The organism is Streptomyces litmocidini (assembly GCF_014649755.1).
Lineage (GTDB): Bacteria > Actinomycetota > Actinomycetes > Streptomycetales > Streptomycetaceae > Streptomyces > Streptomyces litmocidini.
In genome coordinates, this window is sequence record NZ_BMTQ01000001.1 from 273,973 (window position 1) to 297,646 (window position 23,674).

26 protein-coding genes are annotated in these 23,674 nt (G+C 72.4%); 10 read left to right on the top strand and 16 right to left on the bottom strand.

Translation table 11 applies throughout. The features are described from left to right. Position 1: 1 nt before the first annotated feature. From IE180_RS01160 to IE180_RS01170, 3 genes are all read right to left on the bottom strand, one after another. Positions 2-1,018 (bottom strand): AAA family ATPase, encoded by a 1,017-nt coding sequence (locus IE180_RS01160; protein WP_190155192.1) that lies wholly within the window; start codon positions 1,016-1,018, stop codon positions 2-4. Positions 1,019-1,319: 301 nt separating this feature from the next. Next, entirely contained in the window at positions 1,320-3,341 is a 2,022-nt protein-coding gene (locus IE180_RS01165; RefSeq protein WP_190154831.1) for a VMAP-C domain-containing protein, read from the bottom strand. After that, positions 3,338-3,730: a CU044_2847 family protein gene (locus IE180_RS01170; RefSeq protein ID WP_229860235.1), complete on the bottom strand. Its 393-nt coding sequence runs from the start codon at positions 3,728-3,730 to the stop codon at positions 3,338-3,340. Before IE180_RS01170 ends, IE180_RS01165 begins: the two co-directional genes overlap by 4 nt. A 144-nt stretch (positions 3,731-3,874) precedes the next feature. Between IE180_RS01170 and IE180_RS01175 the strand changes: the two genes are divergently transcribed. After that, positions 3,875-4,060 (top strand): DUF6104 family protein, encoded by a 186-nt coding sequence (locus tag IE180_RS01175; RefSeq protein ID WP_030207192.1) that lies wholly within the window; start codon positions 3,875-3,877, stop codon positions 4,058-4,060. A 140-nt stretch (positions 4,061-4,200) separates the two neighbouring features. On the opposite strand, the gene IE180_RS01180 is transcribed toward IE180_RS01175, so the two are convergent. Beyond that, positions 4,201-5,016, bottom strand: a complete 816-nt coding sequence (locus tag IE180_RS01180) for a hypothetical protein (protein WP_190154832.1) — start codon at positions 5,014-5,016, stop codon at positions 4,201-4,203. A 160-nt stretch (positions 5,017-5,176) separates the two neighbouring features. On the opposite strand from IE180_RS01180, the gene IE180_RS01185 reads away from it, so the two are divergent. Both IE180_RS01185 and IE180_RS01190 read left to right on the top strand, forming a co-directional pair. After that, on the top strand, positions 5,177-6,052 hold the full coding sequence (locus IE180_RS01185; RefSeq protein WP_190154833.1) for a DUF4097 family beta strand repeat-containing protein: 876 nt from the start codon (positions 5,177-5,179) through the stop codon (positions 6,050-6,052). A 1-nt stretch (position 6,053) separates the two neighbouring features. Further along, the gene (locus tag IE180_RS01190; RefSeq protein ID WP_190154834.1) at positions 6,054-6,953 is read left to right on the top strand and encodes a PadR family transcriptional regulator; all 900 of its coding nucleotides are present in this window, start codon (positions 6,054-6,056) and stop codon (positions 6,951-6,953) included. A 79-nt stretch (positions 6,954-7,032) separates the two neighbouring features. Here the strand turns inward: IE180_RS01190 and IE180_RS01195 are convergent, their stop codons facing one another. From IE180_RS01195 to IE180_RS01205, 3 genes are all read right to left on the bottom strand, one after another. Next, positions 7,033-8,316: a cellulase family glycosylhydrolase gene (locus tag IE180_RS01195; RefSeq protein WP_373302653.1), complete on the bottom strand. Its 1,284-nt coding sequence runs from the start codon at positions 8,314-8,316 to the stop codon at positions 7,033-7,035. A 192-nt stretch (positions 8,317-8,508) separates the two neighbouring features. Beyond that, positions 8,509-9,474, bottom strand: a complete 966-nt coding sequence (locus IE180_RS01200) for a zinc-binding dehydrogenase (RefSeq protein ID WP_190154836.1) — start codon at positions 9,472-9,474, stop codon at positions 8,509-8,511. 193 nt (positions 9,475-9,667) lie between these two features. Further along, the gene (locus IE180_RS01205; RefSeq protein WP_093874118.1) at positions 9,668-10,879 is read right to left on the bottom strand and encodes an NAD(P)-dependent malic enzyme; all 1,212 of its coding nucleotides are present in this window, start codon (positions 10,877-10,879) and stop codon (positions 9,668-9,670) included. Positions 10,880-11,415: 536 nt separating this feature from the next. Between IE180_RS01205 and IE180_RS01210 the strand changes: the two genes are divergently transcribed. Genes IE180_RS01210 through IE180_RS01220 form a run of 3 tightly spaced genes read left to right on the top strand, consistent with a single transcriptional unit; the run spans position 11,416 to position 14,127 of the window. Further along, positions 11,416-12,381: an ABC transporter substrate-binding protein gene (locus IE180_RS01210; RefSeq protein ID WP_190154837.1), complete on the top strand. Its 966-nt coding sequence runs from the start codon at positions 11,416-11,418 to the stop codon at positions 12,379-12,381. Positions 12,382-12,412: 31 nt separating this feature from the next. Further along, positions 12,413-13,363, top strand: a complete 951-nt coding sequence (locus tag IE180_RS01215) for an amino acid ABC transporter permease (protein ID WP_190154838.1) — start codon at positions 12,413-12,415, stop codon at positions 13,361-13,363. Beyond that, positions 13,360-14,127, top strand: a complete 768-nt coding sequence (locus tag IE180_RS01220) for an amino acid ABC transporter ATP-binding protein (RefSeq protein ID WP_308434339.1) — start codon at positions 13,360-13,362, stop codon at positions 14,125-14,127. Before IE180_RS01215 ends, IE180_RS01220 begins: the two co-directional genes overlap by 4 nt. A gap of 92 nt (positions 14,128-14,219) precedes the next feature. On the opposite strand, the gene IE180_RS01225 is transcribed toward IE180_RS01220, so the two are convergent. Then, on the bottom strand, positions 14,220-14,969 hold the full coding sequence (locus IE180_RS01225; protein ID WP_190154839.1) for a class I SAM-dependent methyltransferase: 750 nt from the start codon (positions 14,967-14,969) through the stop codon (positions 14,220-14,222). Positions 14,970-15,063: 94 nt separating this feature from the next. Between IE180_RS01225 and IE180_RS01230 the strand changes: the two genes are divergently transcribed. Continuing rightward, positions 15,064-15,684 carry a CGNR zinc finger domain-containing protein gene (locus IE180_RS01230; RefSeq protein ID WP_190154840.1) on the top strand — a complete coding sequence of 207 codons (621 nt, stop codon included), beginning with the start codon at positions 15,064-15,066 and terminating at the stop codon, positions 15,682-15,684. Here IE180_RS01230 and sodX read toward each other — a convergent pair. Further along, positions 15,597-16,022 carry a nickel-type superoxide dismutase maturation protease gene (gene sodX / locus IE180_RS01235; RefSeq protein WP_190154841.1) on the bottom strand — a complete coding sequence of 142 codons (426 nt, stop codon included), beginning with the start codon at positions 16,020-16,022 and terminating at the stop codon, positions 15,597-15,599. The two genes, IE180_RS01230 and sodX, sit on opposite strands and share 88 nt — an antisense overlap. Positions 16,023-16,184: 162 nt before the next feature. Here sodX and sodN point away from each other — a divergent pair, with 162 nt between their 5' ends. Further along, complete coding sequence (gene sodN / locus IE180_RS01240) at positions 16,185-16,580, top strand: superoxide dismutase, Ni (RefSeq protein ID WP_030688769.1); 396 nt, start codon at positions 16,185-16,187, stop codon at positions 16,578-16,580. A gap of 116 nt (positions 16,581-16,696) precedes the next feature. Here the strand turns inward: sodN and IE180_RS01245 are convergent, their stop codons facing one another. After that, entirely contained in the window at positions 16,697-17,167 is a 471-nt protein-coding gene (locus IE180_RS01245; protein ID WP_190154842.1) for a GNAT family N-acetyltransferase, read from the bottom strand. Then, positions 17,164-18,132 carry a LysR family transcriptional regulator gene (locus IE180_RS01250; protein ID WP_190154843.1) on the bottom strand — a complete coding sequence of 323 codons (969 nt, stop codon included), beginning with the start codon at positions 18,130-18,132 and terminating at the stop codon, positions 17,164-17,166. The genes IE180_RS01245 and IE180_RS01250 overlap by 4 nt, the downstream gene beginning before the upstream one ends. 185 nt (positions 18,133-18,317) lie before the next feature. Here IE180_RS01250 and snpA point away from each other — a divergent pair, with 185 nt between their 5' ends. Next, entirely contained in the window at positions 18,318-18,980 is a 663-nt protein-coding gene (gene snpA, locus IE180_RS01255) for a snapalysin (protein WP_190154844.1), read from the top strand. A gap of 80 nt (positions 18,981-19,060) precedes the next feature. Here snpA and IE180_RS01260 read toward each other — a convergent pair whose 3' ends face one another. Genes IE180_RS01260 through IE180_RS01270 form a run of 3 tightly spaced genes read right to left on the bottom strand, consistent with a single transcriptional unit; the run spans position 19,061 to position 20,386 of the window. Beyond that, entirely contained in the window at positions 19,061-19,480 is a 420-nt protein-coding gene (locus IE180_RS01260; RefSeq protein ID WP_190154845.1) for a DUF6304 family protein, read from the bottom strand. A gap of 42 nt (positions 19,481-19,522) precedes the next feature. Further along, positions 19,523-19,762: a hypothetical protein gene (locus IE180_RS01265; RefSeq protein WP_190154846.1), complete on the bottom strand. Its 240-nt coding sequence runs from the start codon at positions 19,760-19,762 to the stop codon at positions 19,523-19,525. 42 nt (positions 19,763-19,804) lie between these two features. After that, the gene (locus tag IE180_RS01270; protein WP_190155194.1) at positions 19,805-20,386 is read right to left on the bottom strand and encodes a dihydrofolate reductase family protein; all 582 of its coding nucleotides are present in this window, start codon (positions 20,384-20,386) and stop codon (positions 19,805-19,807) included. 104 nt (positions 20,387-20,490) lie between these two features. On the opposite strand from IE180_RS01270, the gene IE180_RS01275 reads away from it, so the two are divergent. Next, complete coding sequence (locus IE180_RS01275; RefSeq protein WP_190154847.1) at positions 20,491-21,066, top strand: TetR/AcrR family transcriptional regulator; 576 nt, start codon at positions 20,491-20,493, stop codon at positions 21,064-21,066. A 15-nt stretch (positions 21,067-21,081) separates the two neighbouring features. Here IE180_RS01275 and IE180_RS01280 read toward each other — a convergent pair whose 3' ends face one another. Next, entirely contained in the window at positions 21,082-22,125 is a 1,044-nt protein-coding gene (locus IE180_RS01280) for a family 2 encapsulin nanocompartment cargo protein polyprenyl transferase (protein WP_190155195.1), read from the bottom strand. 119 nt (positions 22,126-22,244) lie between these two features. Then, positions 22,245-23,660 (bottom strand): family 2B encapsulin nanocompartment shell protein, encoded by a 1,416-nt coding sequence (locus IE180_RS01285; RefSeq protein WP_190154848.1) that lies wholly within the window; start codon positions 23,658-23,660, stop codon positions 22,245-22,247. Positions 23,661-23,674: the final 14 nt, after the last annotated feature.

Sequence of the window (23,674 nt, forward strand, 5' to 3'; positions counted from 1 at the left end):
ATCACCTCGGCTGATCGAGCGGCTGCATGAGCATGTCCGCGATGCGTTCCCTGGTCACCCGCTCGGCGCGGGAGGCGTGCTGGGTGAGGTAGAGCGCGTTGAGCAGCTGGTCGGTGGCGATGACCTCGCCCGGCTCGCGGTTCAGGAACCGCTGGACGAGGCCCTGTTCGCCCTCGCCGGCGACGGCGTCGCTCCCGAGGTGGGCCTCGATCATCGCGCCGAGCTGCTCCTCGCCGGGCGGTTCGAGCTCCAGCCGGATGCAGCGGCGCAACAGGGCGGCGGGGAAGTCCCGTTCGCCGTTGGAGGTGAGCACGATGAAGGGGAAGGTGGTGCAGCGGATCCGGCCGCCGTACACCGGCACCTTGCGGCCGTCGTCGCCGAGCACCTCGACGACGGGTTCCCGGTCGGCGATCCGCTCCAGCTCGGGGATGGCGAACTCACCCTCCTCCAGCGCGTTCAGGAGGTCGTTGGGCAGGTCGAGGTCGCTCTTGTCGAGCTCGTCGATGAGCAGGACCCGGGGCTGCTCGGAGGGGAGCAGCGCGGTGCCGAGCGGTCCGAGCCGGATGTACGAGCCGATGCCGGCCGGGGCCGCGGCGGCGGAGCCGGGCGTCCCCGTCCGGGCGCGCTCCAGCTGGACGTCCTGGAGGCGGCCGATGGCGTCGTACCGGTAGAGGCCGTCCTGGAGGGTGGAGCGGCTGACGATGGGCCAGCGCAGCACGCGGCCGAGGCGCAGCTCGTGGGCGACGGCGTGCGCGAGGGTGGACTTGCCGGTGCCGGGGTTGCCGGTGACGAGGAGCGGACGCCGCAGGTACAGGGCGGCGTTGACCGCGTCGGTCTCGGCGGGCCGGGGGTGGTGGTTCTGGACGAGCCGGCGCTTGACGCCGAGCCGTCGGTCGGAGCCGGCGAGGGTGTCGTCGGCGCCGCCCGCGGAGAAGTCGCGCCAGGGCGGCGGGGCGGGCAGGCGCCGTATCTCGTCGTGCGGATGCCCGGCCCCACGGTAGATCCGCCAATCGTTCACCATGAACTCCTTCTGGCTGTGGTGTGCTGGCCGCGCCCTCCGAACGTACTGCCCGGATCCCGCCCCTGCCGACCCCCGAACCGGTCGTCCGGAACGGGCCCGGGAGCCGGCGGGGACGCGGGGTGTCCGGGGGTGGGGCCGGGAGGCGGTGGGGACGCCGGGCGTCCCGGGCCGACGGCGAGAGACGGACTCGTGGGGCGTCCCGGGCCGGGAGCCGCCGGAGTCGCGGGGCGTCCGGAACCGGGCCCGGGAGCCGCCGGACTCACGGGGCGTCCCGGGCCGGGGGCGCGCTCGGCCGGACTCACGGGTCCTCCTCGCCGAGCAGCGGCGGGGCCTCCAGACGGCCGGCGGGCGGCGGGCGGTCGGGCGGGTCGTACAGGACGGCGATGGTCTCGGCCCAGGCGAGGTCGGCCCGCTCCGGCGTCAGGGCGCGCAGGGCGCGGACGGGCTCGCCGAGTCCCTGGGCCGTGCGCGCGTCCGCGAGCATCCAGTCCGCCTCCACGTGGAAGGCCGCGCAGTCGGCGTGGTCGTGGGCGCCGGTCCGCCAGAGGGCCAGCGGGTGGCCGGCGGCCAGGGCCGCGTTCATCGCCATGAGCCCGTCGCCGCTGCCCACCGGACCGCAGTAGACGGGAACGGTGCCGCCCTGGGCCCCGCTGAGCCGCTCGTACGTCTTCGCCCAGGTCTCCCGGCGCACGCGCGGGGTGTGGGCGTCCGGGCCCGCGCCGGGCACCTCGGCGCGCAGCGGGACCGCGCGCAGCGGCCCTCGCTCGCCGGCCGCCCAGCGCTCCCGCCACTCGGGCGACGGCGGTCTGCCGTGGCGCCGGGCGTCCCTGATGACCACGACGCGGCGCTGCCCGAGGGTGGTGGCCCCCCACTCCTCGTCGGGGCCCTGCGGGGGTTCGAGCCGCCAGGTGTCGAGCGGCTCGTCGAAGAGCTCGCGCGGCAGCACCGCCTCCACGGAGGCCAGGTACGGCCCGTTGTCGCCGAGCCGGAGGGCCTCGGCGAGCGGCCCGCGCAGGATCTCCTTGAGCTCGGCCCGCTCGACGCCGCGGTCGTCGCCGTGGAGCGGGGTGACCATGTGGCCGTCGCGGAGCAGCTTCACCCGCCAGGGGTAGCGCCGGTCCCAGCGGGGCGTGTCGATCTCCAGGAGCACGTCCGCGCGTGCCCGGCGCTCGCGGACCTCCGCGACGCCGGAGCCGATCAGGTCGTCGATCTCCCGGCGGAGGAACGGCCCCGCGTCGACGGCCAGGTCGACGAGCCAGTCCCGGAAGGCGGTCGCGTCGCCCAGCCCGCCGGGGCGCCCGGAGACGCGCCGGACGACGTGGGCCGCGTACAGGAGGACGGCGTCGAGGCCGGGGTCGCCCGGATCGCTGCGGTCGGGCGCGCGCAGCCCGTACAGCAGGGCCGCGCCCTCGCTCCACGTGCGCGGGTCGTCCTCGAACGCGTCCGGGGTCGTGGTGTTCCTGATCCAGGCCTTGACCCGGTCGACCAGGTCCATGATCTCGCCGGGGTTGATCGGCGGCGGCAGGGCGGCGAGCCGTCCCCGCAGCCGGGTGCGCAGGCTCGGGCTCAACGGGTGCGGGCCGTCGAGCTTCTTCTGCGCGCGCGTCCAGTCGGACCCGTCCTCCAGCGACTTGAGGTAGTGGTCGAGGTGGTGACGGTCGTGGTCGCGCAGGGCCTCGGCCCAGAACCGGCCCCCGGGAGCGTCGTGCAGACGGCGCAGGGCGGTGAGGGGGACGAGGGCGCCCCGGTCGGACCAGCGCCCCTTGTTGAAGCCGATCACGGCGCCCTGGAGGTCGTCGACGACGGGGCCGCCGGAGCAGCCCTCGACGGGCAGCACCCCCTCCGTCACCAGGGCCTGGGCGTCGACGCCGCTGAGCCGGCCGTGGACCTGGCGGATGCCCAGCTCCCCGGTCTCCCGCGACCAGCCGTGCAGGCCGACCTCGGTGGTCCGGGCCGGAGGGCGCTCGGAGAGCAGGACGCAGGAGGCCCTGCCGGTGCCGGGCACGCGCACGAGCGCGACGTCGGGGAAGCCCCAGGGCTCGGGGCGCGCGTCGGGGTCGTCGGGCCGGGGCAGGGCGAGCACCACCGTGCCGATGGACCGGCGCGTGGACCTGCCGTCCTGCCAGGTGATGCCGACGGCCGGCTCCTTCCTCCACACCTCGCCACCCCCCTCGGCCACGACATGGGCGCACGTCAGCACCCAGCCGGGGGCGATGAAGAAGCCGGTGCCCCAGAACTGGTCGCCGTGCGGGTCATACCCGCCGTCGGGAGCGCCGATGCGTACGAGTGCGGGGCGCACGAGAGCGTCGAAGGCGCTCATGCGGTGCCATCGGCCGCCGGGCGCCGCTGCGGGACGATGCCGGGCCGTCGTTCCGCGGGCTCCGGCTCGGCGGAGCCGGGCGCGGACTCCACCGCGTGCCCGGTGGGGCCCGGTTCGGTCCAGGTGAGGGAGACGTTCACGGAGGCCTTGCCCGCGCCGTCCGCGAGGACGCCGATCACCTTGCCGGACTGCGCCGACAGTTCGATGCCGAAGCTGACGGCGACCTCCACCGGCCCCTGGGGGTCGAGGCCGGCGCGCAGGGAGCCGACGACTCCGCGCACCACGTCCGTGAGCCCGCCGGCCATCGAGACGACCCGGTCCCTGACCCCGGTGTCCTGGAAACCGCCGCCCCGCCCGAGTTCCTCCACGTCGCCGACCCGTGCCCACACGGGCGTGCCGTCGTCCAGCCGAATCCGAGCGATCCCGTGCGCCACAGCGGCCCCCGCTCCCCGAAGCGATGTTGGATCCAGAAGGCTAATCGGTGGGGCTGACGGGCGACAGGGGACGTGAGGGGTACGGCCTATCCTGATCGCATGTACTTCACCGACCGTGGCATCGAGGAACTGGAGAAGCGGCGAGGCGAGGAGGAGGTCACCTTCGAGTGGCTCGCCGAGCAGCTGCGGACGTTCGTCGACCTCAACCCCGACTTCGAGGTGCCGGTCGAGCGCCTCGCGACCTGGCTGGCCCGTCTGGACGACGACGAGGACGACGAGGAGTAGGAGACGCGCCCGGCTGCGGGACCGGCGGCCCGCTCGCCGCTCCCGCGGCCTGCCCCTGGCTCACCGCTCCCGCGGCCTGCCCCTGGCGCGCCACTGCCGCGGTCGGTCGTGGGCTCACCACTGCCCGGTCGGTCGTGGGCTCACCGCTCCCGCAGCCGGTCGTGGGCGAGCCCGAGCGCGCCGTGCGCGACGAGCAGCGCGCCGGCCGTCGTCCAGCCGCCGCTGCGCCGGCCCGCGCCCCAGAGCAGCAGCGGCACCCCCGCGGCGAGCTGTGCCCCGCCCAGTGCGCGCGCCCCGGGGCCGCGCGGGCAAAGGCCGACGGGACCGCCCTCCGGACCGTCCGGCTCCGCCCGTACGGCGTCGCGCCAGCCGTGTCCTTCGAGCTCTTCGGCACCCCGGTCGAGGGCGGCGGAGCGGAGCCGGTCGGCGCTCTCGCCGGGGACGAGCCCGGCGGGCAGGGCGAGTCCGGCGCGGGCGAGGACGGCGACGACCCCGACGAGACGGGTGCGGGCGTCGGCGTCCGGGTCGGGCGCGGTGAGCGGTTCGAGCGCCTGCACGTCCAGGACGGGGTCGAGGGCGAGCCGGGCGGCGAAGGTGCTCATGGCCTCGTCCTCGCCGACGGGGGTGCCGTCCGCGAGCCAGGTGTAGCCGACCGTGCGGCGGAAGCCGGCGGCGAGCGTGAGGCCGGCGCGATCGCGGTCCCACCAGAGCGCGACGACGGGCCGGCCGCCGGCCGGGACGGCGAGGGCGGTGGCCCAGCCGGTGACGACCCGCTCGACGGACTCCCCGCCGTGCAGCCAGGGCTTCCCCTCCGGTACGAGCACGGTCCACTCGGCGCCCGCGGGGGCGAGGAGCAGCGGTTCCCGGAGGAACCGGGCCGACGGCCGGACCTCCGGCGGCTCGCCGCGGCAGAGCAGGAGGGCTCCGGCGGAATGCGGTCCGGACGTCGCGTTCATGGCCCCACGCTAGGGCAATTTGTCCGTGGATGACGGCATTCACCCTTCCCCTGTCAGGGGCGAATGAGGGATGAGTCAGGGTTGACTCCGCGAGGCCGCGATATATCGTGTTTTTCGAGAGACGCGATATGTTGCGTTGCCGATACGGGAGGTCAGCACCATGACAGAGTGGTCCGTCACCGAGCCGACGAAGCTGGCTCCGGTCGACCCCGTGACGCTGCTGCAGGTCCGCATCGTCAACGGCACGGTGAACGTGGTGGGGACGGACGAGAGTTCCGCCCGTGTGGAGATCTCGGAGATCGAGGGCCCGCCCCTGATCGTGACGCAGGACGGCTCCACGCTGACCGTGACCTACGAGGACCTGCAGTGGAAGAGCATCCTCAAGTGGTTCGAGCGCAAGGAGTACCGGCGCCGGGCCGTCGTCTCCGTCGCCGTCCCCGCGGGTGTCGACGTCGAGGTGGGCGCGGTCGGCGCCGAGACGGTCGTCACGGGGATCAGAGGGCGTACGGAGGTGCGCGGCGTCACGGGCGACACCACCCTCCTCGGACTCTCGGGTCCGGTCCGGGCCGAGACCGTCTCGGGGAACCTGGAGGCCCAGTCGGTCACCGGCGCGCTGCGCGTCAACTCCGTGACCGGTGACGTGACGGTGATCGAGGGGTCGGGCTCCTCCGTGAAGGCCGACACCGTCAGCGGCGACATGGTCGTCGACCTCGACCCGGACCGGCTCGACGGACCGCCCGCCGACATCCGGCTCACCAGCGTCTCCGGCGAGGTCGCCATCCGGCTCCCGCACCCGGCCGACGCCCGGGTCGAGGCGAGCACCACGAGCGGCGCCGTGTCGAACGCCTTCGAGGACCTGCGGGTGGGAGGGCAGTGGGGCGCCAAGTCCATCACCGGCACCCTCGGTTCGGGCCGGGGGACGCTCAAGGCGACCACCGTCTCCGGATCCATCGCCCTGCTCCGCCGCCCCGAGTCCGAGGAGGACGGCGGCACCGCCCCCTCGTCCGCCCCCTCCGCGACCGGAAAGGTGCTCTGAGATGCCGCCCGTCTTCGCCCACGGACGCCTCCGCCTCTACCTCCTCAAACTGCTCGACGAGGCCCCGCGCCACGGGTACGAGGTGATCCGGCTCCTGGAGGAGCGCTTCCAGGGGCTGTACGCCCCCTCGGCGGGCACGGTCTATCCGCGCCTCGCCAAGCTGGAGGCCGAGGGCCTCGTGACCCATGCCAGCGAGGGGGGCCGCAAGGTCTACTCGATCACCGACGCCGGCCGCGCCGAACTGGCCGGTCGCGGGGCCGAACTGGACGACCTGGAGCGGGAGATCCGCGAGTCGGTCTCGGAACTGGCGGCGGAGATCCGCGACGACGTGCGGGGCGCGGCCGGCCGGGTGCGCAGCGAGATGCGCGCGGCCGCGGGCCGGACCCGCGCGGCGGAACCCTCCTCGTTCGCCGAGGCCAGGGAGGAACTGCGCCGGGTCGGGCAGGAGTGGAAGCAGCAGGCCCGCGAGGCCCGTGAGGAGGCCCGCTCGGCACGCCGCCAGGCGAAGGAGTTCCAGCGGATCGCCCAGCAGGTGCAGGAGGAGGTCCAGGACCGGTTCTCACGGGGCGACTGGCCCAAGGGGGTCTGGGAGGGGATCTCGGGCATCACCGCCCAGCTCGGCGACCTGGTGACGGGCACGACCCACCCGAAGGCCGCGTCGCCGGAGTCGCCGTTCACGAAGGCCCCGGCCGACGAGACGTCGGAGTGGGCGCGGGACGTGGCGGGCTCGGGCGACCCGGCCCGCGACCTCGACCGCCTCCTCGACCGCTTCCGCGACGAGATCCGCGACGCGGCCCGCGACCACGGCGTCACCGAGTCGCAACTCGCCGAGACCCGGGGCCACTTGTCCGCTGCGGCAGCCCGGATCACGACCCTGCTCCGCCCGGACCGAAAGGCCTGAGGAGCGACCGGGGGCGACCTGGGGGCCGCACCCCCCGGGGCCGGACCCTCAGCCCGGGTCCGACCCCGGCCGGGACCCCTCAGCCCCGGGTGACCGTGACCGTCACCCGGGCGCCGGGGGTCGCGAGGATCGAGGCCCTGCCGCGGTCCTCGCGGAGCACTCGCGCGCCGCCGCGGGCGGTGATCCGCCAGTCGCCGGGCGGAAGGGAGAGTTCGGTGACGCGGGGTCCGCGCCGGCCGGCCGCGTCGTAGGACAGGCGGTAGACCCCGGCCCCGGAGTCGTACGCGGCGGAGCGGACCGTGCCCGCGACCGCCTCCGCGTACGGCTCGGCGGTCAGTTCCTTGTTCGTACGGAAGGCGCCGGTGCCGTCCACCGCGCAGTAGCCGCCGCCGTAGCACCACACGTACCCCGCCCAGCCGGAGGTGTAGCGCCCGAGGGAGGCCATGGCCTCGCGGTAGAAGCGGTTCATGTTCGGCAGGGAGTTGTTGAGCGGTCCCCACTCCCCCACCACCACGGGGACCTTGTACTCCTTGGGATACAGGGTGACGGCCTGCTCGTAGCTCTCGATCCAGCCGGCGGCGGGGTCGTAGTCGGCGCCGGCCTCCATGCCGGTGTTGTAGAAGTGCGGGGCGTAGACGACCTTCGGGTCGTCGATCCTGCCCAGTCCGGTGGGCACGCCCTCGCCGACGATCGGGGTCGGCTCGACGAAGACCCAGGCGTCCCGGTCGGCCGAACGGACCGCGTCCGCGAGGCGGTCGTACATCGGGGTGAGCTGGTCCCGTTCGATGCGCCGGGCCGCCGTCGGCAGGTCCTCGCCCTCCCGCAGCTCGCCCATCGGCTCGTTGATGAGGTCGTAGCCGAGCACGGCCGGGTGGTCCTCGAAGCGGTCGGCGAGCACCCGCCACATGCGGGCCTGGGCGCGTCTCAGGTCCTCGTCCTCGTACAGGTGGGTGAAGGCCCGCTGGACGGCGGGTTCGAAGTACTCGGAGAACCAGTCGTCCGGGTGCGGGGTGAAGGGCAGTCCGTCGGTCCTGGTCGCCCAGGCCGGCACGCCCCGGTGGCCGAAGGCGGGGCCGAAGACGTCCTGGTGGGCGTCGACGAGGACCTTGACGTCGTACTTCTCGGCCCAGTCCAGGATGCGTTCGATCTTCCGCAGATAGGTCTGGCTGTACCGGCCGGGGCGGGGTTCGAGGTCGTCCCAGAAGACGAGCAGGCGGGCGAAGCCGAAGCCCTTGGCCCGCAGGTCGCGGAAGTGCTTCTCGGTGATCGCGGAGAGGGCCGCGTCGCCCCGGTTGGCCTTGTCCTCGACGTTCCAGCCGCGCAGGGTGAGCACGCGGCCGTACTCGTCGGTGAGGGCCGGCATCGCGTCCCCTCCGGTCTCCGCCGGTTCCGCGCGGGCGGACGTCGGGGCGAGCAGGGCGGCGACGACGAGGGTCGCCGCGAGGGTGGTTCGCGTTCGCAGCAAGGAAGACCTCCGGCACGAGGAAGTGAGAGATGTTCACGTTTCGCGTGCCGGAGATCCCATCAGCAGTACTGACGAGTCATCAAGGGGTCGTCACGAGGTCTTCAGGACGATCTTCCCGAAGAGCTCGCCGGAGGCCATCTTCTCGAAGCCCTCCCGCGCCCGGTCCAGCGGCAGCACCTCGTCGATCACCGGCCGGAGGCCCGTCGCCGCGCAGAACGCCAGGAGGTCCTCCAGCTCGTCCTTGGAACCCATCGTCGAGCCGACGACCTTCAGCTCCAGGAAGAAGATCCGGGTCAGTTCGGCGTGCGAGGGGCGGTCACCGCTCGTGGCGCCCGAGATGACGAGCGTGCCGCCGGGCCGCAGCGACTTGACCGAGTGCGACCAGGTGGCGGCGCCGACGGTCTCGATGACGGCGTCCACGCGCTGCGGGAGCCGCGCGCCCGGCTCGTACGCCTCGACGGCGCCGAGTTCGACGGCCCGCTTCCGCTTGGCCTCGTCGCGGCTGGTGGCGAAGACCCGCAGGCCGGCCGCCTTGCCGAGGGCGATCGCGGCGGTGGCGACGCCGCCGCCCGCGCCCTGCACCAGCACGGAGTCGCCGGGGCGCACGCCGGCGTTGGTGAAGAGCATGCGGTAGGCGGTCAGCCAGGCGGTGGGGAGGCAGGCGGCCTCCTCGAAGGACAGCTCCTTCGGCTTGCGCAGCACGTTCCAGCTGGGGACGGTCACCCGCTCGGCGAAGGTGCCCTGGTAGCGCTCGGTGAGGATGGACCGGGGCTCGTCGGGGCCGACACCGTGGCCCGTCTGGCCGATGACGGAGTGCAGGACGACCTCGTTGCCGTCCTCGTCGATGCCCGCGGCGTCGCAGCCGAGGATCATCGGCAGCTTCTCCTCGGGCAGTCCGACCCCGCGCAGCGACCACAGGTCGTGGTGGTTGAGCGAGGCGGCCCTGACGGTGACGGTGGTCCACCCGGGCCGTGCCTCGGGTTCGGGGCGTTCGCCCAATTCGAGGCCGTTCAGGGGCTGGTCGCGGTCGATTCGGGCAGCGTAGGCAGCGAACATGGCCCCGACCCTAGGCCGCCGCCGGTGGGCGACGGAACCACGCACCCGTGTGACCCGTGTCGCCTGGACAGCGCGCACCTGCGCCCCCTCCCGTGCGCCCCGCACGCCGAAGGGCCCCGTCCCGGTGATCGGAACGGGGCCCTTCGGGGTGCCCGGAGCGCGCCGTGGCGGCGCGCGTCGGCGGGTGGGCGCGTCAGCGGCGGGCGACGCCCTCGGCGCGGGCGGCGGCGGCGACCGCGGCCGCGACGGCCGGGGCGACCCGCTCGTCGAACGGCGACGGGATCACGCAGTCGGCGGCGAGCTGGTCGCCGACCACGTCCGCGATGGCGTTGGCCGCGGCGATCTTCATGCCCTCGGTGATCCGGGAGGCCCGGACCTGGAGCGCGCCGGCGAAGATGCCGGGGAACGCGAGGACGTTGTTGATCTGGTTCGGGTAGTCCGAACGGCCGGTCGCCACGACGGCCGCGTACTTGTGCGCGACGTCGGGGTGGACCTCGGGGTTCGGGTTGGCCATGGCGAACACGAAGGCGTTCGGCGCCATGGCGGCGACGGCCGCCTCGGGGACCGTACCGCCGGAGACGCCGATGAAGACGTCCGCGCCGGCCAGGGCGCTCTCCAGGGAACCGGTGAGGCCCGCCTTGTTCGTGAGCTCGGCGATCTCGCGCTTGACGTCCGTGAGGTCCTCGCGGTCGCGGCTGACGATGCCCTTGCGGTCGGCGACGCAGACGTCGCCGAGGCCGGCCTCCAGGAGGAACTTGGCGATGGCCACACCGGCCGCACCGGCGCCGGAGATGACACCGCGCAGGTCGCCGAGGGTCCGGCCGGTCAGCTTCGCCGCGTTGCGCAGGGCGGCGAGGGTGACGATGGCGGTGCCGTGCTGGTCGTCGTGGAAGACCGGGATGTCGAGGCGCTCCTGGAGCTTGCGCTCGATCTCGAAGCACCGCGGGGCCGAGATGTCCTCCAGGTTCACGCCGCCGAAGGACGGGGCGAGCCGGACGACGGTCTCGACGATCTCGTCGGTGTCGGTGGTGGCCAGGGCGATCGGGACCGCGTCCACGCCGCCGAACTGCTTGAAGAGGATGGCCTTCCCCTCCATGACCGGGAGGGAGGCCTCCGGGCCGATGTCGCCGAGGCCGAGGACGGCCGTGCCGTCGGTCACGACGGCGACGACCTGGGACTTCCAGGTGTAGTCGTTGACCAGCTCGGGCTGCTCGGCGATCGCGGTGCACACCTTGGCGACGCCGGGCGTGTACGCGAGGGACAGGTCGTCCTTGTCCCGGAGGGGGACGGTGGCCTGCACGGCCATCTTGCCGCCCCGGTGAAGGGCGAAGACGGGGTCGAAGGGCTCCTCGGGAGCTCCGTCCGTGCCACTGTCGTTGCGAGGATTGACGATTTCCGCTGCCATTGGGTTGACCCCTTGAGTCTGCTTCATTTGAGGGTTGGCCGCTCCTGGTGTGGAGCGGTGGGCGGGTCCCGCGGCCGCCGTGTCTGGCAGCCGCGCGGGCGCGCCGCACAACGCGCCCTGAGCCCCGGATGAGGGGTGTAAGGATCCTTCTTACCGGACGGACGGCACCGCAGACGAGTTCATATCCGTTCGGTGACGCGACTCATACCGAGTGCATCCGGACGGGGACGGAGAACGACACGTCACCCGATGTCCCGATAGATGGTCCCCGCACCCGATTGGCGGCCTTCCATTCGTCCGTATGCCGAGATGAACCGCAGATTTTCCGGTGCCGGGGAAGGGATTCCGCAGAAGATCCGGCCCTGATGTACCGGCCTGTCGGGATTTCGGGGTCACCTGTTACCCGATTTTGACATCCGAGGCCGTCGGTTTGTGGCAGTCCGAATGGCAAGATGCCGTAATCACACGAGGTCGCGACACTCGAAGGTACGTACGCGACCACCTGGCAGCACTTCACACGCCGGAGGAACCCGACCATGACCGCACGCTCCACGCGCTGTACGACCGCCAAGACCCGCACGTCCCGTCTTGCCGCGGTCGCCGCCATCGCGGTCGCCGGCTCGATGCTGCTGACCGCCTGCGGCGACCAGACCGAGAGCGGTTCGACCAAGGAGGGCGGCTCCTCCTCCGCCGCCGCGAGCAAGGCCCCGCTCTTCTCGAAGCTGCCCGCCGACATCCAGAAGGCGGGCGTCATCAAGGTCGGCACGGACGCCTCGTACGCCCCGATGGAGTTCACCGAGGGCGGCAAGATCGTCGGTGTCGACCCCGACCTCGGAGAGGCCCTCGGCAAGCAGCTCGGCGTCAAGCTCGAGTTCGTCTCGGGCACCTTCGACGGCCTGATCACCTCGATCTACACCGGTCGCCAGCAGCTGATCATGTCCTCGATGACGGACAACAAGAAGCGCCAGGAGGGCCTGGACGACAACGGGAAGAAGATCGGCAAGGGCATCGACTTCGTCGACTACTTCAACTCCGGCGTCTCCCTGCTGGTCAAGAAGGGCAACCCGCAGGGCGTCGACTCCCTCGACGACCTCTGCGGCAAGACCGTCGCCGTCCAGCGCGGCACGATCTACGAGGACACCTTCAAGGCGCAGGCCACCAAGTGCGGCGACAAGAAGCTGACCATCCAGGCCTTCGACACCGACGCCGAGGCCCAGACCCGGGTGAAGGCGGGCGGCGCGGTCGCCGACCTGAACGACTACCCGGTCGCCTCGTACATCGCGAAGACCTCGGGCGGCGGCAAGGACTTCGAGGTCGTCGGCAACCAGAGCGACGTCGGCCTCTTCGGCATCGGCGTCTCGAAGGACAACACCCAGCTGCGCGACGCCGTCAAGGAAGCGCTCGACGCGATCATCAAGGACGGCTCGTACGCCGAGGTCCTGAAGAAGTGGGACGTCGAGGGCAGCGCGGTCAAGTCGGCCACGATCAACGCCGGCAAGTGACTCCTCCTCGTACCACTGAAGGGCAGTCGTCATGACTGACAAGATCAGCAAGGACCCGGCCGCCGCTCCGGCCGGGCCCACCCCCTCGGGCGTCCCGTACGAGGCGATCAAGGCCATCCCCGTGCGGCACTACGGCCGCTGGGTCAGCGGTGTCGTGGTCGTCGTCCTCCTCGGATGGCTCGTCTACGCCTTCTCCCAGGGCGACGTCGTCTGGGCCACGGTGCGGGACAAGGTGTTCGACCCCTCCGTCATCGACGGCATGTGGAACACCATCATCATCAGCGTCGCGTCCATGGCGCTGGGCCTCGTCCTCGGCATCGTCTTCGCCGTGATGCGGCTCTCCAAGAACCCGGTGACCGGCGCGGTCGCCTGGCTCTACATCTGGTTCTTCCGCGGCACCCCGGTCTACGTCCAGCTGCTCGTCTGGTTCAACCTGTCGCTGATCTTCCACTACATCAACCTCGGGCCGATCTACAAGAACGAGACCGTGGACGTCATGACGCCGTTCATGGTGGCCCTGCTCGGCCTCGGCCTGAACGAGGGCGCCTACATGGCGGAGATCGTCCGCGCCGGCATCCAGTCGGTCGACGAGGGCCAGACCGAGGCGGCGCACGCGCTGGGCATGTCCCAGACGAAGACCATGGGCCGCATCGTGCTCCCGCAGGCCATGCGGGTGATCGTGCCGCCGACGGGCAACGAGTTCATCAACATGCTGAAGACCTCGTCCCTGGTCTCGGCCGTGCAGTACACCGAACTGCTGCGCGCCTCGTCGAACATCGGCAACACGGCCGGCGCCGTCATGGAGATGCTGTTCGTCGCCTCCATCTGGTACCTCGCGCTGACCAGCGTGTTCAGCGTCGGCCAGTACTACCTGGAGCGCCGTTTCGCCCGCGGTTCGACGCGCAACCTGCCGCCCACCCCGTGGCAGCGCGTCAAGAAGAACCTCACCACCTTCAAGCGTTCCCCGGAGGCAGCGGCATGACCGGTCAGCCCATGGTCAAGGCCGAAGGCGTCCACAAGTCCTACGGCGCGGCCCACATCCTCCGGGGCATCGACCTCGAAGTGCAGAACGGCGAGGTCTTCTGCCTCGTCGGCCCCTCCGGCTCCGGGAAGTCGACCTTCCTGCGTTGCATCAACCACCTGGAGCGCATCGACGGCGGCCGGCTGTCCGTCGACGGCGAGCTGGTGGGCTACAAGCAGAAGGGCGACAAGCTCTACGAGCTGAAGGACAGCGAGGTCGCGGTCCAGCGCCGTGACATCGGCATGGTCTTCCAGCGCTTCAACCTCTTCCCGCACATGACGGCCCTGGGCAACGTCATGGAGGCGCCCATCCAGGTGAAGGGCGAGTCCAAGGCGGTGGCGCGCGAGCGGGCCGAGCGCCTGCTCGACCGGGTCGGCCTGCGGGACAAGATGGGCAACTACCCGTCCCAGCTCTCCGGCGGCCAGCAGCAGCGCGTGGCCATCGCCCGCGCGCTGGCGATGGAGCCGAAGCTGATGCTCTTCGACGAGCCGACCTCGGCGCTCGACCCGGAGCTCGTGGGTGACGTCCTCGACGTCATGCGGGACCTGGCCGAGTCGGGCATGACGATGATCGTCGTCACGCACGAGATGGGCTTCGCCCGGGAGGTCGGCGACTCGCTGGTCTTCATGGACGGCGGCGTGGTGGTCGAGGCGGGCAACCCGCGGGACGTCCTGACGAACCCGCAGCAGAACCGGACGAAGGCGTTCCTGTCGAAGGTGCTGTAGGACGCGCGGTGCCGCAGGAGCGCGGTGCCGTGAGGCGCACGGGAAGGGGCGGTACGGGCAGGAGCCCGTACCGCCCCTTCCCCGCACCGCGGCTACTTCACGGCGAGGACGAGGCCGTCGGAGGGCGAGGCCCAGACCGTCCGGGCCTCGCCGAAGCCGGCGGCGCGGAGGGTCTCGGCGTGCCAGCGTGCGGGGGGCGCGTCGCCGTCGGCGTGCTCGCCGTAGATCTCGAAGCGGCGGGCGGTGGGCTCGGCGAGGACCGGGTCCTCGGCGGCGACGGCCCACCAGTCGGTCCAGTCGAGGACTCCGGCGGCCTTCTCCCGGTCCATGCGGGCGTGCCGCAGCTCGCGCTCGGCGGCGTTGATGCGGGGCGTGGCCTCGTCGATCATGTGGTCGGCGTTCATGAAGACCCCGCCGTCGCGGACGAGGCCGGCGAGCTGTCCGTAGAGGGCCGTCAGGGGCTCCCTGTGGAGCCAGTGGAGGGCGGTGGCGGTGAGGACGGCGTCGTACGCGTCGTACGGCAGGCTCGCGGCCCACGAGGGGTCCTTGAGGTCGGCGGTGACGAAGGTGACGCGCTCGTCCCCGGCGAAGGAGCCCTCGGCTATGGCGAGGAGGGCCGGGTCGAGGTCGACGCCGACACTGGTCGCGTGGGGGAACCTCCGGAGCAGCCGGCTCGTGATACTTCCCGTACCGCACGCGAGGTCGAGGACGCGGGGCTTCGGCCCCACGAGCGCCTCGACCATGTCGAGCATCACGCGGAACCGCTCCTCCCGGTCCGGCATGTACCACTCCTGCTGACGGTCCCAGCTCTGCTGCCAGGCCGCCCAGTCGGTTCCGGTCATGGTGGTCCCTCCCCGCCTTCGTAATACCCTCGAAGGGGAAACAGGCGTTACCCCTTTCGACCGAGACACTAGCCCGCCGAAGTAAGGACTACAAGTGGAACTGGCCCATTACTCGGATTTCGCCGTACGTCTGGTCAACACCGAGGAGCCGGCCCGCAACAAGGACGCGCTGACCTCCGTCGAGGTGCTCCGGGAACTCTTCGGCCCCGCCACCCAGATGGCCCGACGCGTCACGGAGGCGGACCTGCCGCGCTTCCGCACGGTGCGGGCGCGCCTGCGGGCGGTCTTCGCGGCGGCGGACGAGGGCGACCACACGGGGGCGGTCGACCTCCTCAACTCCCTCCTCCTGGAGTTCCCTGTCAGCCCGCAGATCTCCGGCCACGACACCCTCGACGAGGAGGGCCGGCCCCGGTGGCACATGCACCTCGCCGACCACTCCTCGAACGCGACCGCGGGCTACGCCGCGATCTCGGCGATGGGCCTCGCCTTCCACCTGACGGAGTTCGGCGCGGACCGGCTCGGCCTCTGCCAGGCGCCCCCTTGCCGCAACGCCTACCTGGACACCTCCACCAACCGCTCCCGCCGCTACTGCTCGGACCGCTGCGCGACCCGCGCCAACGTGGCCGCCTACCGGGCCCGCAAACGCCTGGAGGCCGAGCGCACGGGCCTCACCGAGGACACCAGCCAGGAAAGCGTCACGCCCGGCGAACGCTGACGCCCCGGCGTCACCGGCCGGTACCGCGCCCACACCCGCCCGAGAACCAGTTCGGGCGGCACGGCCCCGAAGACCCGGCTGTCCCCCTCGGCGTCCGGGTTGTCCCCGAGCACCCACCAGCCGCCGTCACGTCGCTCGATCAGCCGCTTCACGATGAGCAGATCCTGCTGGAGCGGATGCCGCAGCACGGCCACGCACCCGGCCCGCAGCCGCGCCCCGTACCGCACGAGCAGCTGGTCACCGTGCAGCAGCGTGGGCACCATCGAGACCCCCGTCACCTCGGCGATCCCGAACGGCGCACCGGTCTCGGCCACCCTCTCCCGCCCCGATTCCCTCATCCGGCACCTCCCGGCCCACGCCTGCCTCGCCTCGTCCACTCGTACACGAGTCCCATGGTGACCCTGGACTTTTGACCTAAGCCCCAGGGGGCGCCCGCGAAAACGCCCTTCTCACCGAGTAATGTCCCACCTGAGAAGACGATCACGAGGAAGGACGGCTCAATGCTCTCCCGCCTGTTTGCCCCCAAGGTGAAGGTCAGCGCCCACTGCGACCTCCCGTGCGGCGTGTACGACCCGGCCCAGGCCCGCATCGAGGCCGAGTCCGTCAAGGCTGTCCAGGAGAAGTACCTGGCCAACGACGACCCGCACTTCCGCGCGCGCGCCACGGTCATCAAGGAGCAGCGCGCCGAGCTCGCCAAGCACCACGTCTCGGTGCTCTGGAGCGACTACTTCAAGGCCCCGCACTTCGAGAAGTACCCCGAGCTCAACCAGCTGGTCAACGACACCCTGAAGGCCCTCTCGGCCGCCAAGGCGTCGACGGACCCGAAGACGGGCGAGAAGGCGCTGGAGCTCATCGCCGAGATCGACCGCATCTTCTGGGAGACCAAGAAGGCCTGACCTTCTGATCCCCACCCGGAGGGGTACGGCCGCCCGGCGGCCGTACCCCTCCGCGCGTTTCCGCGGCTCCGTGCGTCCTTATGGCTCCGTGCGTCCCCACACGGCTCCGCGCGTCCCTACGGATCCGTCGGCAGGGCGTAGCCGCGCTTCTCCTTGGAGGTCGCTCCCAGGCGGTCGTAGAAGCGGATCGCGTCCTCGTTCCAGGCGGGGGTCTGCCACCGGAGTTCCGGGAGGCCCGAGGCGCGGGCCTCGGCGCGGACCGCTGCCATCAGGAGGGGGCCCAGGCCGTGGCCGCGGGAGGGCTCGGCGAGGTAGAGGCAGTCCATGTGGAGGTACTCCGCGCCGTTCCAGGTGGAGAGCTCGGGGGCGCAGGTGGCGTAGCCCGCCGGGGTGCCGTCGGGGAGGACGGCGACGAAGCAGCGGAGGCGGGACGGCTCGGGGCCGAAGAGGAGTTCGGCGAGGCGGTCCGCGAGGCCGGGGGCGGGGGGCTCCGCCATCTCGTACGCGGCGTGTTCGGTGATCAGTTCGACGAGTCGGGGCAGGTCCTCGGGGTGTGCGTGTCGTACCAGGGCCTCGCGTTCGCTCATACGGCCATCATGCACGGCCCCACCGACAGCGTGGCCGTCGCGCCCTGGCGGCGGAGCCACTCGCGGTACGGGGCCGCCCGCAGGGCCACCTCCCGGTAGGCCGCCGCGAGTTCGGCGTACAGGACGTCCAGGGGTGCGTCCGGGCGCGCGTACAACAGCAGCCGGACGCCCAGCGGGTCGCCGCGCAGGGGGCGGACGGCCATGTCCTCGCGCGGCACCGAGGTGGGCTGGCAGGGGGCGACGGCCTCGCCGAGGACGATGAGCGAGGCGGCCGTGTGGTAGTCGCCGTGCAGCAGGGGCGGGTCGATGCCGGCGGCGTCGAGGACCCGTCGGAGGCCGTCCCATTCGCCGTCGACGGTCGGGTCGACCATCCAGTGGTCGGCGGCGAGGTCGGCGAGGTCCACGACGGTTCCGGCCGCTGCCGGGTGGTCGGGGGCCAGGGAGACGAACTGTGGTTCCCGGGCGACCAGGACCCGGCCCGTGAGGCCCTCGGGGACCCGCAGCGGGCAGCCCTCCACCTCGTGCACGAAGGCCACGTCGAGCTGTCCGGTGGCGACCGTGCGCAGCAGCGCGTTGGCCGAGACGTCCACCCGGAGGCCGACGTCCGTGCCGGGCAGCCGTTGCCGGAGCCGGCGCAGCCAGCCGGGGAGCGCCCGGCTGGCGGTGGAGCCGACGCGGAGTCCGGGCCCGTCGGCGCGGGCGGCGGCGGCCCGGGTCTCGGTGACGAGCGCGGCCATGCCGGCGACCAGGGGGCGGGCCCTGCTGAGCAGGGAGCGGCCGAGGGGGGTGGGGCGGCAGCCGGTGCGGCCGCGGGAGAAGAGTTCGGCGCCGAGGGAGTTCTCGATCCTGCGCAGCTGGGTGGTCAACGAGGGCTGGCTCATCCCCAGTTGCCGGGCGGCCTTGTGCAGGCTGCCCGTGTCCGCGATGGCGCAGAGCGCGCGCAGATGTCTCACCTCCAGCTCCATGCCCCCGAGGGTAGGGCGGCCCCCCGCGTCACACCAGACGCCCGCGAGGCATCAATCTCCTTTGATCTGAAGGGAGTTGATGCAGATCGCCCTCGTGATGCGCTGGGGTTATCGGGGGTTGGCATCATCCCCGGACGGCTCGGCTCCCCCGAGACTCTCCCCGACACCAACAGGAGGAGCCCCCCATGCGTCACCCCAAGGTCCTCACCTCCGTGCTGACCGCCGCCCTCGGTCTCGGTCTCGCCGCTTCCCTCGGTACGGCCCCGGCGGCAGCGGTCGGCACGGGCACCACCGGCACCTTCGGCACCACCGGCAACACCGCCGTGGCGTACGCCGGTTCGGCCGAGGAGGCCAAGGCCAACCAGGCCTTCTTCGACGCCGTCGTGAAGTCGGTGGCGAAGAAGCGGGCCGCCACGCCCGGCGCGACCGCCGTCACCGTCGTCTACAGCGCCGCCAACGCGCCGACCTTCCGCACCCAGATCGCCCGGTCCGCCCAGATATGGAACAGCTCCGTGGTGAACGTCCGGCTCGTCGAGGGCAGCAACCCGGACTTCGCCTACTACGAGGGCAACGACTCCCGCGGCTCGTACGCCAGCACCGACGGCCACGGCAGCGGCTACATCTTCCTCGACTACCGGCAGAACCAGCAGTACAACTCGACCCGGGTCACCGCCCACGAGACCGGGCACGTCCTCGGGCTGCCGGACCACTACAGCGGCCCGTGCAGCGAGTTGATGTCGGGCGGCGGTCCCGGCACGTCCTGCCAGAACGCCCAGCCGAACGCGCAGGAGCGCTCCCGCGTCGACCAGCTGTGGCGTTACGGTCTCGCCTCCGCGTTCAAGGGCTGACCCGAGTCGCGCGCACGGCGGCGGCGCTCCCTCCCCGGGGCGCCGCCGTCCCGCGCCTTCAGGCCGTCGGGAGGAGAGCCTCAGGCCGCCTGGAGGAGCCTGCGGCCGAAGTCCGCGCCGGGCGGCAGCTGGCGCCGCACCCGCTCGAGGGCTTCCTCGAAGTCGCCTCCCGCGACGCACGCCTCGAAGGCGGCGCCGCCGTAGTGCAGGGTCAGGCTGAGGTCGGCGCGCTCGCCGAGCGTCAGCAGGCAGGCCAGTGTGGCCTGCTGGGCGGCGCCGTCCACCACGACGGGGAGCGGCAGGTCCCATTCCAGGACGCAGCCCGTGAGGGCGCGCCCGCCCTCGTCGGCGGCGCCCAGCGCGGCGAAGCTCTCGCCCGTGTACGCGATGCCCCTGATCCGGGTGGTGACGCGCCGCCCGTCGGCCGTGATGACGATCGCTTCCGCGCCGCTGCGGTCCCGGTACCAGCCGGTCCAGACTTCTGTCGACTCCGATGACATGCGCGGACTGTAGCCGTAGGACGGACCTCGCCGCGCGTCCGGTCACCCGGGGGCCGGACTTCTCCCGATCTCGCCGTTCTTGCCGGTCACGTGCGTGGTAGTGGCTTCCGCCCCCTCGTGGAGCGGGCAGTCGGGATTGCGGCAGGGCTGCACCTCCCACTCCGGCACCCAGGCCCCGAGGACCTTGTGCCGGGTGGCCAGGACGGCGAGCGGTCCGCCGCAGGCCGGGCAGTGGCGCTCGGCCAGGGGGTCCCGCGTCGTGCGAGGCGTCTCCTCACCCATGCATCCAGGGTAGGACGCCCCGCGCGAAGCCGCCCGCCGCCGTCACCGCTTCCTGGTGTACGTACGGACGAGCACGCCGTTCTCGAAGGTGCGGACGTCGGCGAGCTCGAAGTCCCGGGGTTCGAAGCCGGCGCCGAACATCGGCATGCCGGTGCCGTAGACCTGCGGGTACGTCTTGATGACCAGCTCGTCGATCTCCTCGATGAGCTCACCGGCGAGGGTGGAGCCGCCGCAGAGCCAGATGCCCAGGGGGCCGTCCTCGGCCTTGAGTTCGCGGACGCGGCCGACGAGGTCGTCGGCGATCAGCTCGACGTCGGGGTGGGGCGACTCGGTGAGCGAGCGGCTGGCGACGAACTCGCGCAGGTGGCCGTACGGGCTGGTGACGCCGATGTCCAGGGCCAGCCGGTACGAGCCGAGCCCCTGAACGACGGTGTCGAAGTGCCTGTTCCCGCCGTCGATGCCGAGCATCTCCCGGCCCTGCGTCGGAATGGTCTCCGGGTACTCGGCGCCCATCCAGGCCATGTACGCCCCCTCCGCGTACGCGAACAGGGAGGTGGCGTCGCCCTCGGGGTCGCCGATGAAGCCGTCGATGGTGCAGGCGACGTAGTAGGTGAGCTTGCGCAAACCGGTCCTCTTCGTCTTCGGGGAGGCGGCCGCGTCTGCAACCACGACAGTTATAGTGCTTCACCTGTAGTGGTTGCACAAGACCCTTTTCGTGAGGAGCCGGCATGGCCAGGAATCCGGAACGCCGTACGGCGCTGCTCGACGCCGCGATCGAGGTCCTGGCGGACGAAGGTGCCCGTGGGCTCACCTTCCGGGCGGTCGACGCCCGGGCGGGCGTCCCCACGGGCACCTCGTCCAACTACTTCAGCGACCGGGACCAGCTGCTCTCCCAGGCCGCCGACCGGATCTTCGTACGGCTCGCCCCGGAGCCCGGCGCCCTCGACGCCGCGCTGCCGCCCACCTCCGGCCGTGAGCTGGTCGTCGAGCTGATGCGCCGGCTCGCCCGCCGCATGACCGCCGAGCGCACCTGCTACCTGGGCCTCTTCGAGCTGCGCCTGGAGGCCGCGCGCCGCCCCGAGCTGCAGAAGCGGTTCACCGAGGTGCTCCGGACCGACCTCGGCCTGAACATCCGGCTCCACCTCGACTCCGGCATGCCGGGCGACGCGGACACCGTCCGGCTGCTCTACGTCGCCCTCACCGGGCTGCTCCTCGACCACTTCACGGTCCCCGGACTCCACGGCGACCGGGACCTGGACGACCTGATCGAGACCGTGGTCACCCGGATCGTCCCCGAGGCGTGAGCCACCCCGGCCGGGTCAGCGCGTGCGCCGCGTGACGAACTCCGCGAGGGCGAGCAGGTCCTCCGCCGCCGCCAGGTCCGGCACCGCCCGGGCCAGGTGCTCGACGGCGCGGCCCATGCGCTCGGCCGCCTGGGCCTGCGCCCAGTCCCGGCCGCCGGCCCGCTCGACGGCGTCCGCCGCCGCCCGTACCCCCGCCGCGTCGAGGGCGGGCCGGGAGTACAGCTCGGCCAGCTCCTCCCCCGCGGGGGTGCCGGAGGTGAGCGCCGCCACCACGGGAAGCGACTTCTTGTGGGCGACGAGGTCCGCGCCGGCCGGCTTGCCCGTGCGCTCCGGGTCGCCCCAGATGCCGATGAGGTCGTCGATCAGCTGGAAGGCGAGGCCGGCCTCCCGGCCGAAGGCGTCCATCGCCGCGACCTCCTCCTCCCCCGCACCCGCGTAGAGCGCGCCGAGGGCGCAGGAACAGCCGAGCAGCGCACCGGTCTTGGCGGTGGCCATGACCAGGCACTCGTCGAGGGAGACCTCGCGCGGGTCGCGCTGCTCGAAGGCGCAGTCGGCCTGCTGGCCGGCACAGAGTTCGATGATGCAGGCGGCGAGGCGCGCGGAGGCAGCCGCGGAGGCCGGGTGCGGATCCTCGGCGAGCAGCCGCAGGGCCAGCGCGCTCATCGCGTCGCCGGCCATCAGGGCGTCGGGGATGCCGAAGACGGTCCAGGCGGTGGGCCGGTGCCGGCGGGTCGGGTCCTCGTCGACGATGTCGTCGTGGAGCAGGGTGAAGTTGTGCGCGAGCTCCACCGCCGCCGCGGCCTTCACGGCCCGGATCTCGTCGGCACCGAGGGCGCGGGCCGCCGCGAGGACCAGGGCGGGCCGGATCGCCTTGCCCGCCTGTCCCGCGTCCGGGGTGCCGTCGGCGCGCTCCCAGCCGAAGTGGTACATCGCCACCCGCCGCATGGAGTCCGGCAGGGACTCGACGGTCGAGCGCAGTTGGGGATCGACGGCGGTGCGCGTCCGGTCGAGGAGCGCCACGGCCCCCTGACCGTCGGCGACGGCGTCCGTGCTGGTCATGGTCACGGTCTTTTCCTTCGCATCCTTCACGGCGGTCCCGCACGGCGGTTCTTCGCCGTGCCGGGCCGGGTGCTCCCGGGGGCGGGCGGGTTCGGCCCCCGCCCCCGGGAGCCGCCGGCTCAGCGCCAGCGGCTGACCTCGACGTTCTCCAGGACGCCGAGGGCGTCCGGGACGAGGATCGCCGCCGAGTAGTAGGCCGTGACCAGGTAGGAGATGATCGCCTGCTCGTCGATGCCCATGAAGCGGACGGAGAGGCTGGGCTCGATCTCGTCGGGGAGGCCGGTCTGGTGCAGGCCGATGACGCCCTGGTCGGCCTCGCCGGTACGCATGCAGATGATCGAGGTGGTCCGGGCGTCCGAGACCGGGATCTTGTTGCACGGGTAGATCGGCACACCGCGCCAGGTCGGGATGCGGTTGCCCGCGATCTCGATCGTCTCGGGCACGAGTCCGCGCTTGTTGAGCTCGCGGCCGAAGGCGGCGATGGCGCGGGGGTGGGCGAGGAACATCTTGGAGCCCCGGCGGCGGGAGAGCAGCTCGTCCATGTCGTCCGGGCCGGGAACGCCGTCGTGCGGCTGGAGCCGCTGCCCGTAGTCGCAGTTGGCGAGGAGGCCGAACTCCCTGTTGTTGACGAGCTCGTGCTCCTGGCGCTCGCGGAGCGCCTCGACCGTGAGCCGCAACTGCTGCTCGGTCTGGTTCATCGGCTGGTTGTAGAGGTCGGCGACGCGGCTGTGGACCTTCAGCACGGTCTGGGCGACGCTCAGCTCGTACTCACGGGGCGAGGCGTCGTAGTCGACGTAGGTGTGCGGGACGACCGCCTCGCCGACGTGGCCGGCGGAGAGGTCGATGGCCGCCTCGCCGTACGTGTTGGTGCGCTGCTCGGGCATCGACGCCATGCCCGCGAGGTGGGCGGCGAGCGACCCGGCGCGCTCCGCGAGGTTCCGTACGTCGTCCCGGGTGAGCTCCAGGACCGTGCAGGCGGTGGCGGCCCGGGCGGTCCACTCCCAGGTGGCGTCCTCCTGGAGCAGGGCGTCCTCGCCGAGGTAGGCGCCGTCGGCGAGGACGCCGAGCACGGCCTCGTCGCCGTAGGGCCCCTCGCCGATCTGCTCGATGCGGCCGTGCGCGAGGAGGTACACCCGGTCGGTGGGGGCGCCCGCCACGGCGATGGTCTCGCCCGCCGCGTACTCCCGCTGGGTGCAGCGGGCCGCGAGTTCGGTCAGCGCGGCCTCGTCCTCGTAGCCGCGCAGGGCGGGGAGTTCACCGAGTTCGGCCGGGATCACCGCGACGCGCTCACCGGTCTGGACGAAGGTGACGCGGCCGTCACCCACGGAGTAGCTGAGCCTCCGGTTCACCCGGTACGTGCCGCCCTGCACCTGGACCCACGGCAGCGTCCGCAGCAGCCACCGGGAGGTGATCTCCTGCATCTGCGGGGCCGACTTGGTGGTCGTGGCGAGGTTCCGCGCGGCGGCGGTGCCGAGACTCTGCTGCGGGGACTGCTGCTCCGCGCGGACCTCGTCGCCAACCGAACCAACGGACATGGAACTCCCTCTCG

Bases quoted from the DNA above. Each gene is read 5' to 3' on its own strand.
- IE180_RS01165 (WP_190154831.1), bottom strand. From the start codon at position 3,341: ATGAGCGCCTTCGACGCTCTCGTGCGCCCCGCACTCGTACGCATCGGC.
- IE180_RS01175 (WP_030207192.1), top strand. From the start codon at position 3,875: ATGTACTTCACCGACCGTGGCATCGAGGAACTGGAGAAGCGGCGAGGC.
- IE180_RS01180 (WP_190154832.1), bottom strand. From the start codon at position 5,016: ATGAACGCGACGTCCGGACCGCATTCCGCCGGAGCCCTCCTGCTCTGC.
- IE180_RS01185 (WP_190154833.1), top strand. From the start codon at position 5,177: ATGACAGAGTGGTCCGTCACCGAGCCGACGAAGCTGGCTCCGGTCGAC.
- IE180_RS01190 (WP_190154834.1), top strand. From the start codon at position 6,054: ATGCCGCCCGTCTTCGCCCACGGACGCCTCCGCCTCTACCTCCTCAAA.
- IE180_RS01195 (WP_373302653.1), bottom strand. From the start codon at position 8,316: ATGCCGGCCCTCACCGACGAGTACGGCCGCGTGCTCACCCTGCGCGGC.
- IE180_RS01200 (WP_190154836.1), bottom strand. From the start codon at position 9,474: ATGTTCGCTGCCTACGCTGCCCGAATCGACCGCGACCAGCCCCTGAAC.
- IE180_RS01205 (WP_093874118.1), bottom strand. From the start codon at position 10,879: ATGGCAGCGGAAATCGTCAATCCTCGCAACGACAGTGGCACGGACGGA.
- IE180_RS01210 (WP_190154837.1), top strand. From the start codon at position 11,416: ATGACCGCACGCTCCACGCGCTGTACGACCGCCAAGACCCGCACGTCC.
- IE180_RS01215 (WP_190154838.1), top strand. From the start codon at position 12,413: ATGACTGACAAGATCAGCAAGGACCCGGCCGCCGCTCCGGCCGGGCCC.
- IE180_RS01220 (WP_308434339.1), top strand. From the start codon at position 13,360: ATGACCGGTCAGCCCATGGTCAAGGCCGAAGGCGTCCACAAGTCCTAC.
- IE180_RS01225 (WP_190154839.1), bottom strand. From the start codon at position 14,969: ATGACCGGAACCGACTGGGCGGCCTGGCAGCAGAGCTGGGACCGTCAG.
- sodX (WP_190154841.1), bottom strand. From the start codon at position 16,022: ATGAGGGAATCGGGGCGGGAGAGGGTGGCCGAGACCGGTGCGCCGTTC.
- sodN (WP_030688769.1), top strand. From the start codon at position 16,185: ATGCTCTCCCGCCTGTTTGCCCCCAAGGTGAAGGTCAGCGCCCACTGC.
- IE180_RS01245 (WP_190154842.1), bottom strand. From the start codon at position 17,167: ATGAGCGAACGCGAGGCCCTGGTACGACACGCACACCCCGAGGACCTG.
- IE180_RS01250 (WP_190154843.1), bottom strand. From the start codon at position 18,132: ATGGAGCTGGAGGTGAGACATCTGCGCGCGCTCTGCGCCATCGCGGAC.
- snpA (WP_190154844.1), top strand. From the start codon at position 18,318: ATGCGTCACCCCAAGGTCCTCACCTCCGTGCTGACCGCCGCCCTCGGT.
- IE180_RS01260 (WP_190154845.1), bottom strand. From the start codon at position 19,480: ATGTCATCGGAGTCGACAGAAGTCTGGACCGGCTGGTACCGGGACCGC.
- IE180_RS01265 (WP_190154846.1), bottom strand. From the start codon at position 19,762: ATGGGTGAGGAGACGCCTCGCACGACGCGGGACCCCCTGGCCGAGCGC.
- IE180_RS01275 (WP_190154847.1), top strand. From the start codon at position 20,491: ATGGCCAGGAATCCGGAACGCCGTACGGCGCTGCTCGACGCCGCGATC.
- IE180_RS01280 (WP_190155195.1), bottom strand. From the start codon at position 22,125: ATGACCAGCACGGACGCCGTCGCCGACGGTCAGGGGGCCGTGGCGCTC.
- IE180_RS01285 (WP_190154848.1), bottom strand. From the start codon at position 23,660: ATGTCCGTTGGTTCGGTTGGCGACGAGGTCCGCGCGGAGCAGCAGTCC.